Origin of the sequence: Pseudomonas sp. GV105 (assembly GCF_003058185.1) — a bacterium.
Classification (GTDB): Bacteria; Pseudomonadota; Gammaproteobacteria; order Pseudomonadales; family Pseudomonadaceae; genus Aquipseudomonas; species Aquipseudomonas veronii.
The window spans coordinates 30,548-44,737 of sequence record NZ_QBUF01000001.1; the positions used below are offsets into that span (position 1 = coordinate 30,548).

Here is a 14,190-nt window from a genome sequence, read left to right on the forward strand (position 1 = left end):
ACTTTAATAGCGTGGGATTTTTCGTCTGACTGAGTGGTCAGATAGCGATTGGTTAGCCTGCTCTGTGGGCTTCAGGGCGTTGTCCCTGATTCTTTACTGGGGTATTCAGGTTTTTGACGGTGATGGCCGTTTAGTATCATTTTTAAGGTGCTTTCATTTTGAATCGAACTTCCCCGCATACTGTTTCTAGCTCTTCAGACGAAATTGACCTGCTTGAACTGTTCCACTCGATTTGGCAGCAAAAAAAACTGGTAGTGGGGTGTACGATTCTGGCGGGCGTGCTCGGCGTCGGCTATGCCTTCCTGGCGCCGCGGACATATGAGGTCAGCAGTGTTTTGCGCCCGGCGGCGATCAATGAACTGGATGCATTGAACCGTTCCGAAGTCTACAAGTTGCCACCGGCCGATGCGTTGTCGAAGGTGGGCGCGCAGTTGGACTCTTATGAGGCGAGGCTGGGCTTTTTCAGATCCCATGAGCAATTGTTCACTGCGTTCCAGAAGCCTGGGCAAAGCCTGGAGCAGAGTTTTGAAGACTTCAACCGCAACTCGGTCAACTTGATTCTGCCAGACCCGAAAAAGTCAGACTCGTTGAGCAGTTATATCCGCCTGGAGTTGCAGTACCCGAGCGATGTGGACGGTGTGACGATTCTGAACGGCTTTGTCGACTACGCCATTGCGGCGGAGCGCGAACAAGTCGGTGCGGACCTCAAGGTGATCGTCAACAACCGCCTGAATGAACTCAAAGGCAAGATCGACGCTGCGCGCGCCAACTACGATACCGATAAGGAATCGAAGATCGCCAAGCTGTTGGAAGATGACCGACTCAAGCGCGCCCAGTTGCAAGATGAACTCAGTGCCCTGCGCCTGCAGATGAAAATGGAGCGTACCAACCGCCTGGCAGAGCTGTCGGAAGCCATTGCCATCGCCAAGTCCATGGGTATCAAAACGCCGACCACGCCATCGTCCATGGCGGATGCCGCACGAGGCGGTTCGAGCCAGGTGATGCGTACCGAGGTCAACAACCAGAAAATCCCGCTTTACTTCCTCGGCACCGAGGCCCTGGAGGCCGAGCGCGTTGCGCTACAACAGCGGACCAGCGACGACTTTACCAACCCTCGCGTCGCCGAGATCGGCAAGGAGTTGCAACTGCTGGAGGTCAACCGTGAGGTTGAAGTGCTGCGCAAGCGTGGGAATGAAGACATCTTCCTGCAGGATGTTGAACCGCTTCGTGCTGAAGTTGCGCGCTTGCGTAACCTCAACATCGACATGAGCAACCTCAAGCTGGTCACCGTCGACCGCCGCGCCCAGGAGCCACTGGCGCCGATCAAACCGAAAAAAGCCCTGGTGATCGCCTTGAGCCTGGTCGCGGGGTTGATCCTCGGCTTGTTCGTCGCACTGGTCCGCCATTTTGTGCTGACCCGGCGCGAAACCGTGCCTTATTCGAGCTTGGAAGACGGGCGATTTTCCCGCCGTGAGCGCAAGGATGATCAGCCGCTGCCGTAACGTTTAATGCGCAAGGGCTTGTCCCATGACAAGCCCCCGTGCCCCCTCCAATTACAATCAGTGGACAGCTTTTCACAATTCTTAGTTAACCTTTAGTTACAAATTGTGGCTAAATATCGGGCGATGGTTATGAACCGAAGGGCTATCCGCCGGTCGTGCCGCCTATATGTGAATTGTGATTTCATGTGCTGCTATCCAACCTCGGCCGTCGTGGGCCCGCAGGAGCAGCCTGTTTTCTCCTGACTTGTGACGAAATCCATTGAAACTCATTATTGTTTTCCTCTACGTTGCCTCTATTGCGTATGTCCACCTGCGTGGCCGGGTGCGGCATAAACTGAGACGCCAGCTCAGCGATCACTCTACGTTCCTGGCGCCGATCAACTGCTTTCTCTACTTGTTCTCCAAGCTACCCAGCCGACCGTATCTCTCACCCAGCGACTTCCCGGACCTGAGCCCACTGCAGGAGCATTGGGAAGAAATCCGCCAGGAAGCCCATACCCTGATGCAGGCGGGCGCGATCAAGCGTTCGGACCAATACGACGACGTCGGTTTCAACTCGTTCTTCAAGTCGGGTTGGAAGCGCTTCTACCTGAAATGGTATGGCGACAGCCACCCCTCGGCGATGAAGCTGTGCCCGCGCACCACCGAGTTGCTGCAGAGCATCGGCTCGGTCAAGGCCGCGATGTTCGCCGAGTTGCCGCCGGGCTCCAAGCTGGTGCGCCACCGCGACCCTTACGCCGGTTCCTATCGCTACCACTTGGGCCTGGATACCCCCAACGATCCGGGGTGCTACATCAATGTGGACGGCGAGAACTACTCCTGGCGCGACGGCGAACCTGTGATGTTCGACGAGACCTATATCCACTACGCAGAAAACGCCACCCAGAAGAACCGCATCATTCTGTTCTGTGACGTCGAGCGGCCGATGAAGTACCGCTGGGCGGCCGCGTTCAACCGCTGGTTCAGCCGCACGGTGATGGCCGCCGCCGGCGCGCCGAACGACGCGGGCGACAAGACCGGCGGCCTGAACCGTGCGTTTAGCCGCTTGTACAAAATCCGCCTGCGCGGCAAGGAACTCAAGAAGCGTAACCGCACGCGCTACTACCTGGAAAAGTGGGCGATCTTCGCGGTGCTTGCACTGATCTTCATCCTGATCTGAACCTCGACGTGGCGCGACTCACTGCGGTGGCGTCGCGCCCAACGTGTCCCACATCTGTTTGCTGAGCCTTTGCCTGTTGGCATAACCGGCCCACGGGTCGCCCTTCAAACCCTGCAACCGCTGTTGCAGGTTGGCGACCGTCCACTGCTGGGCACCGCGCAACCCCTTCAACTCCTCGCGACTGACCGGCACCGACACCGGCAGGCCGGGGCGTGCGCGCACTGAATAGGCCGCCACCGTACTGGCACCGCGCGCGTTACGCAGGTAATCGATGAAGATCTTGCCCTGTCGATTCTTCAGCCCGGAGGTGGCGGTGAAGCGTTCCGGCAGGCGTTGAGTCATGAACTGGGCGATCGCTTTGGCGAAGGCTTTCACGGTGGCCCAATCATCGCGGCGCGCCAGCGGGATCATCAGGTGCAGGCCTTTGCCGCCGCTGGTCTTGACGAAGGCTTGCAGGCCCAACTCGTCGAGCACCGACAAGGTCAACTGCGCCGCCTCCAGCATGGCTTTCCACGGCAAGGCCGGATCGGGGTCGAGGTCGAGGACGAACAGGTCCGGGGTTTCGATCTTGTCCGAGGTGGCACCCCAGGTGTGCAGTTCGACGGTACCCATTTGCACCGCACCGATCAGGCCGGCGAGGCTGTCGATCTGCATCAGGCGCGCATGGTCAGGGTCCAGGCGCTGGTCCAGTTGCTTGATATGGGGAATCGCCAGGTGCTCCGAGTGCTTCTGGAAAAATTGCTCGCCGTCGATGCCCTCCGGCGCCCTCAGCAAGGAAACGGGGCGGTGACGCAGGAAGGGCAGCAGCCATTCGCTGATGCTCTGGTAAAACTGCGCCAGTTCCAGCTTGCGGGTGCCGCTGGCGAGATCGATGACGCGCTCGGCATGGGTGATCTGCACACCGGCGAGGGTGACCGACGCGGCGGTCTTTTGCGGCGCGGGCGTGGGCCTGGCGTTCCCCACGCAGGCACCGCTGAGCACGCTTTGCGGCTGGGCTTCGGTGATGTCGTAGTCGCTGGCCGGGCGGGCGTGCCGGTCGTTTTCCTTGATCAGCAGCCACCGTTCCTTGTCGCCGCTGCCTTTGAGGTGGGTGCGTACCAAGACCCAATCGCCTGAGAGTTTTTCGCCGGCCAGGGTGAATTCCAGTTTGCCGGCGGCGTAGGCGGTTTGTGGATCGTCGTGGGGGTGCCAAATGCCACGGTCCCAGACGATCACATCGCCGGCGCCGTATTGGCCGGCCGGAATGCGGCCTTCGAAACTGCCGTAGCTCAAGGGGTGGTCTTCGACTTGCACCGCCAGGCGTTTCTGGCTGGGGTCGAGGCTGGGGCCCTTGGGCACCGCCCAGCTCTTGAGCACGCCATCGAGCTCAAGGCGCAAGTCGTAGTGCAGATTGCGTGCGTCGTGCTTCTGGATCACGAACGTCAGCGCCGATGCATTGCGTTGCGCGCCCGACGCGGCGCCGGAAGGTTCGGCGGTGATCTTGAAGTCGCGTTTGCGGTTGTATTCGCTCAGGGGCTTTGCCATATCGTGCTCCCTACCTTGGTCGGCTCAAGAGGCCTTTTCGCTGGCTTTTTACACACCTTGCACCCGTGCGATCGCTGGCGTGGAAGTTGCGGTGCGCGGATGCTCGGACAGAACGTGTTACATCTGATGAGAAACTATTTAGTTACCAAAGGCGAACCCAAAGCGTAGCGTGGTATCGAAAGCACGTACTCCTCGTCCCAAGAGGCTTTGTCATGATCACCTGTGTGCGACATCTTGCAGCGTTGGCGCTAGGCCTGGCACTTTGCGCCAGTGCCCAGGCGCAAAACCTGCCCGGCAGCAATGACGCCAACAATAGCCCGATCCACCGGGCCAATCCCAACAGTATGCAGGGCACCCAGCCCAATGCGCCGGCGATTCGCGGCATCCAGACCGGGCCGACCACGCGCACGCCGACCCTGGAAAACGGCGGCATCGGCAATCGCTATCCGCAACGCCAGGCTGCGCCCAGCCGCCCGGCGACGGAAACCAAAGCCCCCACGGTTGACGCCAACGGCAATCGCCGGCCTTGAGCGCCGGTAAGGACCCCGTCTTATGTCTCTACGCAAAACCCTGCTTGCCGCATGTTGCGCAAGCGCCTTATTGCCGCTGACAACGCTGTATGCCGCCGAAGCCCAGCAGTTTCCCAGCGAACAAGGCAGCATCAGCGCCACGCCGATCGCCAAAGGCCTGGATCATCCGTGGGCCGTGGCGTTTTTACCGGACAAACAGGGCTACCTCGTCACCGAGCGTCCCGGCCACCTGCGGGTCGTCAGCCCGGATGGCAAATTGTCGGCGCCGCTGACCGGCGTGCCTGAGGTCTGGGCCAAGGGCCAGGGTGGTTTGCTCGATGTGGCGCTGTCGCCGGACTTCAAGCAGGACCGCCTGGTGTACTTGTCATATGCCGAAGGCGGCGGCAAGGGCGGCACAGCCGGCACTGCGGTCGGTCGCGGGCGGTTGGCGGATGACCTGAGCGGTTTGCGCGACTTCAAGGTGATCCTGCGCCAGGAGCCCAAGCTCTCCACCGGCAATCATTTCGGCTCGCGCCTGGCCTTTGACCGCGACGGCTACCTGTTCGTCACCCTGGGTGAAAACAACGACCGGCCCACCGCCCAGGACCTCGACAAGCTGCAAGGCAAGGTGGTGCGGATCTACCCGGACGGCCGCGTGCCGGATGACAACCCCTTTGTCGGGCAACCGGGTGTGCGCCCCGAAATCTGGTCCTACGGCCAGCGCAATCCGCAGGGCTTGGCGTTGAACCCATGGAATGGCACGCTCTGGGAAAACGAGCACGGGCCGCGTGGCGGAGATGAAATCAACATCATCGAACGCGGCAAGAACTACGGCTGGCCCATGGCGACTCATGGCATCAACTATTCGCTGACACCGATCCCCGAGGCCAAGGGCAAGGTGGTGGACGGTACTGTGGCGCCGCACCATGTGTGGGAGAAATCCCCAGCGATCAGCGGCATGGCATTCTACGATGCCGACCGCTTCCAGGCATGGCAACACAATCTGTTCATTGGCGCCCTGGCCAGCCGGGAGCTGATTCGCCTGCAGTTCGACGGCGACAAGGCGATCCATGAGGAACGCTTGCTCGGCGGCTTGAATGCGCGAATTCGCGACGTGCGGCAAGGGCCGGATGGCTTTTTGTATGTGTTGACCGATGAGGATGATGGGGTGTTGTACCGAGTGGGTTTGAACCAGGATTGAGCAATAAGCCGCAAGCTTCACGCTTGCGGCTACAGGCTAGAGTCCCAACTCCGACAGCCCCGGATGATCGTCCGGACGCCGCCCCAGCGGCCAATGGAACTTGCGCTCGCTGTCCTTGATCGGCATGTCGTTGATGCAGGCAAAACGGTTGGCCATCAGGCCGTGCTGGTCAAACTCCCAGTTTTCGTTGCCGTAGGAACGGAACCAGTTACCCGAGTCGTCGTGCCACTCATAGGCATAGCGCACCGCGATACGGTTATCGCTGAACGCCCACAACTCCTTGATCAACCGGTAATCCAACTCCTTGGCCCATTTGCGGCTGAGGAAGTCTTTGGCTTGTTCGCGGTTGTAGGCGAATTCAGCGCGGTTACGCCATTTGGTGTCCAGGGTGTAGGCCAGGGACACCCGATGCGGGTCGCGGGAGTTCCAGCCGTCTTCGGCCAGGCGGACTTTTTCGATGGCCGACTCGCGGGTAAACGGCGGCAGAGGTGGGCGGGTTTCTGCAGGGGATGACATTGGGCGGCTCCTTAAAACAATAAGGGTTGATCGAAAGTTGCGATGCCTGTGGGGTTAAAGCCCCAATAACGTTCGTGCCATGGATTGCGCCGTATCCGCCGCGGTGGCATCGCCCGTCACCAGGGCCACGGTAATGGCGCCATCGATCAGGATCAGCAGTTGCGCGGCCTGCCGTTGCGGCTCGGGCGTGCCATGGGCTTGACACAGTTCGAGCAGGTACTCGAAGAGTTTGTGTTTATGCGCCTTCGCCAGCAGGCGTACCGGGGCTTGCGGGTCGCCGGTTTCGCCGCTGGTGTTGATGAATGCGCAGCCGCGAAAGTCCGCCGAACCGAACCAGGCCTTGAGCGCGTCGAACACTGCGAGCAGGCGCTCGCCGCTGTCTTCACGGCGTTCCACCTCGGCCCGCAGCCAGTGCATCCAGCGCGCGTCGCGACGTTGCAGGGCCGCGATCACCAGTTCGTCCTTATTGGCGAAATAGCGGTAGATGCTCTTTCGGGAGACACCGGCGGTTTTCACCAGGAAGTCCATGCCAGTGGCGGCGATGCCGTGGCGATAGATCAGCTTCTCGGTGACGTCGAGGATAATGTCGCGGGTAATATCGTTCATGTGTCATACAGTAGAACGATCGTTCTTCTTTCGCAACAAGGTTTTTCACTGACTGGCAACGAGACCTGAGCACCCCCATGGTGTAAGCTCTGGGCCTCTTCGGATTCGACCCATTGCGAGCCTTATGCCGTCGTTCTTCAAACGTTCCCTGTTGCCCAAACTGCGCGCTTTCCCACTCTCCACCGAGGCGATTGAGGTGCTGTCCGGCGCCGCTGCGTTTCGTCGTTGCCTGCTGGAGAAAATTTCCCAGGCTACCCAACGCATCTATATCGTCGCCCTGTACTTGCAGCAGGACGAGGCGGGGCAGGAGATCTACGACGCCTTGCACGCCGCCAAGGCCGCACGCCCGGAGCTGGACATCGTGGTGCTGGTCGATTGGCTGCGCGCCCAGCGCGGGTTGATCGGCGCCGGTAAACAGCCGGGCAACAGCGCCTGGTACCAGGCCATGACCCAAAGCCATGCCACCGAGGTGCCGGTCTACGGCGTGCCGGTGCAGACCCGCGAACTGTTCGGCGTGTTGCACCTCAAGGGCTTTGTGATCGACGACAGCGTGCTGTACAGCGGCGCCAGCCTGAACAACGTGTATTTGCACAAATTCGACAAGTACCGTTTCGACCGTTACCACCTGATCCACAGCGCACCGCTGGCGGATTCGATGCAACACCTGGTGGAGCACGGGCTGATGGCATCCAAGGCCGTGCATCGCCTCGACTTGCCCAACCCGCCGACGACCCGCAGCCTGCGCAACGATATCGGCGACCTGCGCAGCCGCCTCAAGCACGCGGCCTACGACACCACCAGCGGCCAGTTGCCCAACGGCCACCTGTCTGTCAGCCCCTTGCTCGGTGTCGGTAAGAACAACCCCCTGAGCCGGGTGATCCTCGAACTGATCGCCAGCGCCCAGCATCAACTGACCATTTGCACGCCATACTTCAACCTGCCGCTGCCGGTGACCCGGGAAATCAACCGCGCCCTGGCGCGCGGGGTGAAGATCGACATCATCGTCGGCGACAAGACTGCCAACGACTTCTACATTTCGCCCAGCGAGCCGTTCAAGGTGATCGCGGCCTTGCCGTACCTCTACGAAATCAGCCTGCGCCGCTTTGCCAAGCGCCATCAGCCGATGATCGACAGCGGCCAGTTGAACCTGCACCTGTGGCGCGACGGCGACAACACCTACCACCTCAAAGGCATGTGGGTCGACCAGCGTTATACGTTGCTGACCGGCAACAACCTCAACCCACGCGCGTTCCGCCTTGACCTGGAAAACGCCTTGCTGATCGATGACCCCAAGAGCGAGTGGCTGGAACCCCGGCGCACCGAGCTGGCGCAGATTTTCCAGCACACCACGCGCATCGAAGGTTATCAGCAGTTGCAGACCCTGGTGGATTACCCGCAGGCAGTCGGCAAGTTCCTGCGCCGCGTCAGCCGCGTGCGGATCGAGCGGTTGTTGTATCGCATTCTGTAACGCGGGCATCGCGCAACGAACTCTCTTGCTGCCTTCAAAGCCTTGAGAGTTCGCCTACACGCAGCGCTGGCCCAGGCGGGTATGTTTTCTCTCGACAGTTCTTAAGGACAAGAACTCTTGCCATTCACTGGTAGAGAGGAACTAGAAATGTCGCCCGTCTCCCCAATCCTTCATGCCCGTTCGCCAATTCCGCTGGCGCTGAGCGCCGCGCCGGCGCCGATTGGCAGCATCATCCCCGAAACCGTTGTGCGCAACCGGCGCGCGGCGCCATCCGACCTACCGGCCAGCGCGGCGCCGCCATGGACCTTGCAGCCAGCCCCGGCCACGTCGGCGGATGCCGATCATCAGTTACACACGGCGTTGAGCACCTCGGCCCTGCGTCAGTTAGCGGACTCGAGCGTCCAGATTCCCCATGGCGCCACGATTCGTCCAGGCTTCGAGGCGCTGCGCAGTGCCTTCAATACCGCCGAGATGCGGGCCTGGGTCGCCAGCAAAGGGATGGCCCTGGATACCGTCGTGGTCAAACCCGACTCGGTCAGCGGTTGGGTCGTCGACAGTGGGGTAGCGACACAAAAGACCTTCACCTTGAACGACACCTCGGGATGGTGGCAGGTCAGCGCCAGGCTGCGCGCCGCCGCTGCCGCCCTGGATGTGGCCGGCAACGGGCTTGCGTATGTGCATCCTGAGAGCGAAGGCTTGTCTCGCAACGCGGTGTTGCAGGGGTATGGTATTCCCCCGCCGCACACCGCCGACGAACTGCAGACCGTGCGCCAGGCACTCTCGACGGCGGATTGGTCTGCCTTGTCGCCGGAGGTCAAGGGGCGCCTGGAGCAGCGCAACCTGAGGGCTAGAAAAGTCATCGACGTGATGGACGAGCGCGTGCATCTGGCGGGCACCTTGAGTGAGCGCGTGCGGCACCTCTCCGATGAAGACGAGGTGCTGCTGGCCGACGTGCAAACGCCGATCAGCCGCACCTCGTCGCTGGCGATTGACGGCGCCGACCAGGCAACGGTCAGCGAGGTGCTGGCGTCCCATGGGTTGTCGGTGCCGAAGACGGCGCGGGAGGTGCGCAATATCCTGCGCTGGCTCGACGCTGCGCTGCCGCCAGCGCCGGCGCTGGGGGACTATACGCAGTTGATCGCGCGTCAGTGGGCCCCTGGCGTCTTGTCCGACGCCGACAAACGCTTCGTGGCGGAGTTGAGCGATGACGATACTCCTGGCAACAAGCCTGCGGTGAACCTGCTGCGTGTCCTGGATATCCGCGGGGTGCTTGCTCTCAACAGCGCAGGCACCTTGCGCGCCGACGCTGATCGCTTCCTCGAGCAGGTCCTGAACAGCCCCGTGGCGTTGAACTGGGGCAGGGCCGTGGCGCGCAATCGCCAGTTCCAGGGCGCGTCCGGCAGCGATCAACTCTCGACGCTCGAAGCCAAGCAGTGGGTGCTGGCGGCCATCATGCTGCAAATCGACCCCGACGCCCCGGGACGCCCCGGGACCATTGCCGGCTATGACATCTACCAACCTGCCAACAATGGGCGGACGCTGGCCTCGGTACGCACGGATATCGAAACGCACCTGTGGAAAAAAACCTCACTGGACCCCAAGGTCGCGCCCCTGTTGGCCCACCTGTTTCTGGCCGCTGCCGCCCCTGAGTTTCTGATTCGGGATGTTCCTTCCACGCTGCGCATGGGGTCTGCGGAATGGGCGGATTTGCGCCTGGGTGTGACCTTTGCCGAACGTCAAGGCGGCGCGGGCAGCTCGCGGGCGATGAGTTACCCGGAAATCATGGCGCTTGCCCGACTGGATGCACGCACTGCCGACGAGGCGGCAGTGCTGGATAACCACGGCGTCGACGTGTTGCTGGACTGGGGCTTGATGCAAGGGGTTTACGCCAAGACCGCCGACGGTCGCTATACACCGCAGCACTACCAGCAGGCCAGTGAAGCCTTTCAGGCCCAGCGCGAGCAACTCCTGCAGGCCCTGATGGCGTTCAAGACGCCGCTGCCGACACGCCGGGACCAGGCGGTCGCGAACCTGCAGAAGGTGTTCCCGGAACTCAGCGGGCCCCAGTTGCAAGCGTTGCAGGTCTACGTTGCGGACCCGGACGAGCGCCGCAACATGAAGGTCTCGGAACCCAAGATCCGTTCGCTGATCGAGACCTATATGACCGGCGACCTGGTCAGGGACCGCTGGATGCTGCTGGAGGCTGACACTCCCGGCGCCACTGGCGCTGCAAGAACGCCCTTTTCAAATACACGCCCAAGTCGCACCGAACAAGCCGCCATCGTCAAAAACGTGCGCGCCCTGAATGCCAGGATCAACCGTTTGCCCAGCCTGCCGGGGCAAGTGGTGAGCGAAGTCGACGGCTACCTGGCGAGCCTCAAGCAAGGCTTGGGCATTACCACCAAGCGCATGATCGCCAACTTGCCCCTGGCTGATCGCCAGGCCCTGGAGTATGGCGCCGTCGAGCTGTTTACCCTGCGCGAACAGATCGACGGGGTGCCCACGCTGGACCAGACATCCGCGCAAGTCGAAGCGCGACGAGGGCGCAAAGGCACGCTGATCCGCTGTGACTACAACGGGCAGATCAGCTACTTTGAAGTGTTCCCGGCCAAGATGATGATCGTTAAGCGCACGGACTTACCCGAGCAACTGGTGCTGGGCGGCACCCTCGAAGAGACGCAGCGCACCTACGGACGTTGGGCGCCCTCGACGGTCCTGTTGCAGAACGGCGCAGTGGAGCCGTTCGACTTCACCGCCTACACCTCCGATGCCTTGCCGCGTTCGGACGTTTCGTCCGCCGGCATCATTATCGATAAGCTCGGTGATACCTTGCCGGCCGCTCCCGCGGCTGCGAATGGCCGCGTGAGCGCGGCGGTGCCCAACAGCTTTGCATCGCCCCGCAGCCAAGCGATTGTCGACCGGATCCTGCAGGGCAATTTCATTCATCACCGCGACAGTGTGCTCAAGTATGCCCAGGGCCAATTACCCCTTGAGCAACAACGAGAAGTGTCGCAACGCAACGACAGTATTTTGCTGAGCATGATTCCGTTTGTCGGGGCCATCGTGGACCTGGCCAAGGGCAATATCATCGAGGGTACGCGGGGCTTGTTGATCGATACGGCCGGTGCGTTTCTAGGTGGCGCGGGAACGGCGGTGCGCTCGTTGGTCAAATCCACCAAGGTTGTCGCGCCTTTTGGCGCCAAGGCATTCCGCGTGCTGGAAAAGGGCGTGAGCGTGGTCAGCGCGTTTTTGAATCCGGTAGATGGCGCTGCCGATCTGTTGGTCAACAGTGCCAAAGGCGTGCTCGCCTTGCCTCGCGCGTTGAACAGCGCGCCCAACGTGTCGGCGTTCGCGAACATGCTCGCGGCGCAGGAAAAGTTGCGCACATTCTTCGGCGTACACGCGGCAATAGATCGCGCGGTGGCAACGCACAATGGGCACCATCAAGGCGTGCCCATTCGAGCGGTGCAGATGGGCGCGCATTGGTATGCGGCCAATCCTGAAAGCGGCTTGCCGGTCGGTACGCCGTTGGAAGGGTACCGACCGTTGAGCGAGACCTAGAGGGCTCAGTTCAAACCCAGTTTGCCGCGCAGGGTCGACAGGTCTTCAGCCAGGGTATTGACCGGGCCGACCAAGGCTTTGCGGTCGTTTTCCTTGACCTTGTCGTAGGTCTGGAAACCGCCGTCCGCCGTCTTGTACTTGGCCAGGATCGTGTCCACGCTGGCGAAGTTCTTGTCGACCTTGGCCAGGAAGGCCGTGTCCTGTTTCTCGATCTGGCCGCGGAACAGGTCGACGATTTTCTTCGCGCCGTCGATGTTGCCCTGGAAGTCATACAGGTCGGTGTGGCTGTAGCGGTCTTCCTCGCCGGAGATCTTGGTGGCGGCGACTTCTTCGAGCAGGGCTGCGGCGCCGCCCACGACTTTTTCCGGCGGGAAGGTCAGGCCGGCCACGCGCGTCTGCAGGTCCTTGACGTTGTTGTTCAGGCCGTCGGCCAAGGCGTCGAGGCCGTGGGTGGTGTTTTCGGCGAACAGGCTGTACTCGATACGGTGAAAGCCGGTGAAGTCGTCGGCCTTCACGCCTTTTTCGTGGTCGTCGACCCGCGAGTCGATGGCCGCGTCGAGGTCGCTGAACAGCTCGGCGATCGGTTCGATGGCTTCATAGTGCACACGGGTCGGCGCATACAGCTGCTTGGCGGTGGCCAGGTCGCCTTTTTTCACCGCGTCGGTGAACGCCTGGGTCTGGGTCGCCAGCTCAGCGATTTGTTCGGTGACGTAGATCTTGTAGTCCGACACCGGGCCTACCAGGTCCAGCGGCGCCGTGGCGGCGAAGGCCGCCAGGGGCGAGAGGGTGATTAACAGCGACAGCGCGAGAGTCGACTTGTTCATGGGACAGTTTCCGCTTTAAGTGTTGGCAGGGGGTTGAACGTGCGTTGCAGCAAGTAGCGTGCGCCCGATGAAATCCTTCGGTCCCGTTGCCCCCGGCAAGGTGAAGAAATACCCGCCGCCGACTGGCTTGAGGTACTCCTCCAGGGGCTCGCCGTTGAGCCGGGTTTGTACGCTGATAAAACCTTTTTCCAGGTCGGCCTGGTAGCAGATGAACAGCAGCCCCATGTCCAGCTGACCGTTTTTGTTGACGCCGTTGGAGTAGTTGAACGGCCGGCGCAGGATCAGGTTGGCCTGGGTCTGCGGGGTGCGCGGGTTGGCCAGGCGGATATGGGCATCGAGCTTGGTCAGCTTGCCTTGCGGGTCTTTGCTGTAATCGGGCACTTGGGCTTCGTGCTGGCCACCCATGGGCGCGCCGGTGGGCTTGATGCGGCCGATGATGCTTTCCTGTTCCTGCAGCGGCGTGCGGTCCCAACGCTCGACAAAATTGCGAATGATCCGCACCGCCTGATAGCTGCCATTGGCCGCCCAGGCCGGTTCGTCACTGCCGGGCTGCACCCAGACCACTTGGTCCATGGTCTTGGCATCGTTGGAGTTCGGGTTGGCCGAACCGTCACGAAAGCCCAGGAAGTTGCGCGCACTCTGCGCAGGCTCGCCGGGGCGGGCGGGCGCCTGCGGCGGCACGCTGCCTTCCTGCTTCCAGCGCACCAGCAGCAGGTCGGGCAGGTTCTTCACGATGTCGCGCAGGGCGTGGATATTGGTATCCGGGGTGTTGGAGCAAAATTGCAGGCTCAGGTCGCCGTGGCACTGCGCCGCTTCCAACGCATCGTTGGGGAAACCGACCATGCGGATCAGGCGCTTGGGTTTGGCTGCGCTGAGGCCGAAACGCTCATCGAACAGCGATTCGCCGACCGATACGGTGATGGTCAGGTTATCCGGCGTAACCACCGGGCCGAGGATGCCCGAATCGGTGGGCGGCAGTTTCGGGTCGACCTGCGGCACGCTGCCGCCGGTCATCAGGAAGCTGATGCGCTCGTTGAGGGTGCGGAACAGCCGCTCCAAGTCGTCGCGATCAGCAGCCAGGACATCGAAGGCCACCAGCATGCCGCAGGCCGGGCGCGGGGTGACGATGCCGCTTTGGTGCTTGCCGAAAAAATCGTGATGGTCCTGGGTCTTGTCGCTGCGCGGGGCGGTGGTCACTTGCTCGGCGGCAGCAGCCATGGCCGGGCAGCTCAAGGTGCTGCCGGCAAGCGCGGCACCGGTGGCGGCCATGCCCAGCAGGACGCGACGGCGTTGAAGGTCTAACGGTGGTAAATCACTCAT

General features: G+C 61.7%; 11 protein-coding genes. 6 read left to right on the forward strand and 5 right to left on the reverse strand.

Going from position 1 to position 14,190, the window contains the following annotated elements; all coding sequences use genetic code 11:
• Positions 1–158: 158 nt before the first annotated feature.
• Together C8K66_RS00135 and lpxO are read left to right on the forward strand one after the other, a co-directional pair.
• Positions 159–1,502 carry an LPS O-antigen chain length determinant protein WzzB gene (locus C8K66_RS00135; protein WP_108523973.1) on the forward strand — a complete coding sequence of 448 codons (1,344 nt, stop codon included), beginning with the start codon at positions 159–161 and terminating at the stop codon, positions 1,500–1,502.
• A 259-nt stretch (positions 1,503–1,761) separates the two neighbouring features.
• Entirely contained in the window at positions 1,762–2,661 is a 900-nt protein-coding gene (gene lpxO / locus C8K66_RS00140) for a lipid A hydroxylase LpxO (RefSeq protein ID WP_017847265.1), read from the forward strand.
• An 18-nt stretch (positions 2,662–2,679) separates the two neighbouring features.
• Here the strand turns inward: lpxO and ligD are convergent, their stop codons facing one another.
• Positions 2,680–4,185, reverse strand: coding sequence for a DNA ligase D (ligD, locus tag C8K66_RS00145; RefSeq protein ID WP_108523974.1), 1,506 nt, complete (start codon positions 4,183–4,185; stop codon positions 2,680–2,682).
• A gap of 212 nt (positions 4,186–4,397) precedes the next feature.
• Between ligD and C8K66_RS00150 the strand changes: the two genes are divergently transcribed.
• Both C8K66_RS00150 and C8K66_RS00155 read left to right on the forward strand, forming a co-directional pair.
• Complete coding sequence (locus C8K66_RS00150) at positions 4,398–4,715, forward strand: hypothetical protein (protein WP_017847267.1); 318 nt, start codon at positions 4,398–4,400, stop codon at positions 4,713–4,715.
• Between the two features lie 22 nt (positions 4,716–4,737).
• Entirely contained in the window at positions 4,738–5,895 is a 1,158-nt protein-coding gene (locus C8K66_RS00155; protein WP_108523975.1) for a PQQ-dependent sugar dehydrogenase, read from the forward strand.
• Between the two features lie 36 nt (positions 5,896–5,931).
• Here the strand turns inward: C8K66_RS00155 and C8K66_RS00160 are convergent, their stop codons facing one another.
• Positions 5,932–6,411, reverse strand: coding sequence for a nuclear transport factor 2 family protein (locus tag C8K66_RS00160; RefSeq protein WP_046383231.1), 480 nt, complete (start codon positions 6,409–6,411; stop codon positions 5,932–5,934).
• 54 nt (positions 6,412–6,465) lie between these two features.
• Positions 6,466–7,017, reverse strand: coding sequence for a TetR/AcrR family transcriptional regulator (locus C8K66_RS00165; RefSeq protein ID WP_017847270.1), 552 nt, complete (start codon positions 7,015–7,017; stop codon positions 6,466–6,468).
• A 124-nt stretch (positions 7,018–7,141) separates the two neighbouring features.
• Here C8K66_RS00165 and pssA point away from each other — a divergent pair, with 124 nt between their 5' ends.
• The gene (gene pssA, locus C8K66_RS00170) at positions 7,142–8,485 is read left to right on the forward strand and encodes a CDP-diacylglycerol--serine O-phosphatidyltransferase (protein WP_017847271.1); all 1,344 of its coding nucleotides are present in this window, start codon (positions 7,142–7,144) and stop codon (positions 8,483–8,485) included.
• 147 nt (positions 8,486–8,632) lie between these two features.
• Positions 8,633–12,046 carry a hypothetical protein gene (locus C8K66_RS00175; RefSeq protein ID WP_108523976.1) on the forward strand — a complete coding sequence of 1,138 codons (3,414 nt, stop codon included), beginning with the start codon at positions 8,633–8,635 and terminating at the stop codon, positions 12,044–12,046.
• 5 nt (positions 12,047–12,051) lie between these two features.
• Here the strand turns inward: C8K66_RS00175 and efeO are convergent, their stop codons facing one another.
• Positions 12,052–12,870, reverse strand: a complete 819-nt coding sequence (gene efeO / locus C8K66_RS00180) for an iron uptake system protein EfeO (protein WP_017847273.1) — start codon at positions 12,868–12,870, stop codon at positions 12,052–12,054.
• 15 nt (positions 12,871–12,885) lie between these two features.
• Positions 12,886–14,190, reverse strand: a complete 1,305-nt coding sequence (gene efeB / locus C8K66_RS00185; protein ID WP_046385265.1) for an iron uptake transporter deferrochelatase/peroxidase subunit — start codon at positions 14,188–14,190, stop codon at positions 12,886–12,888.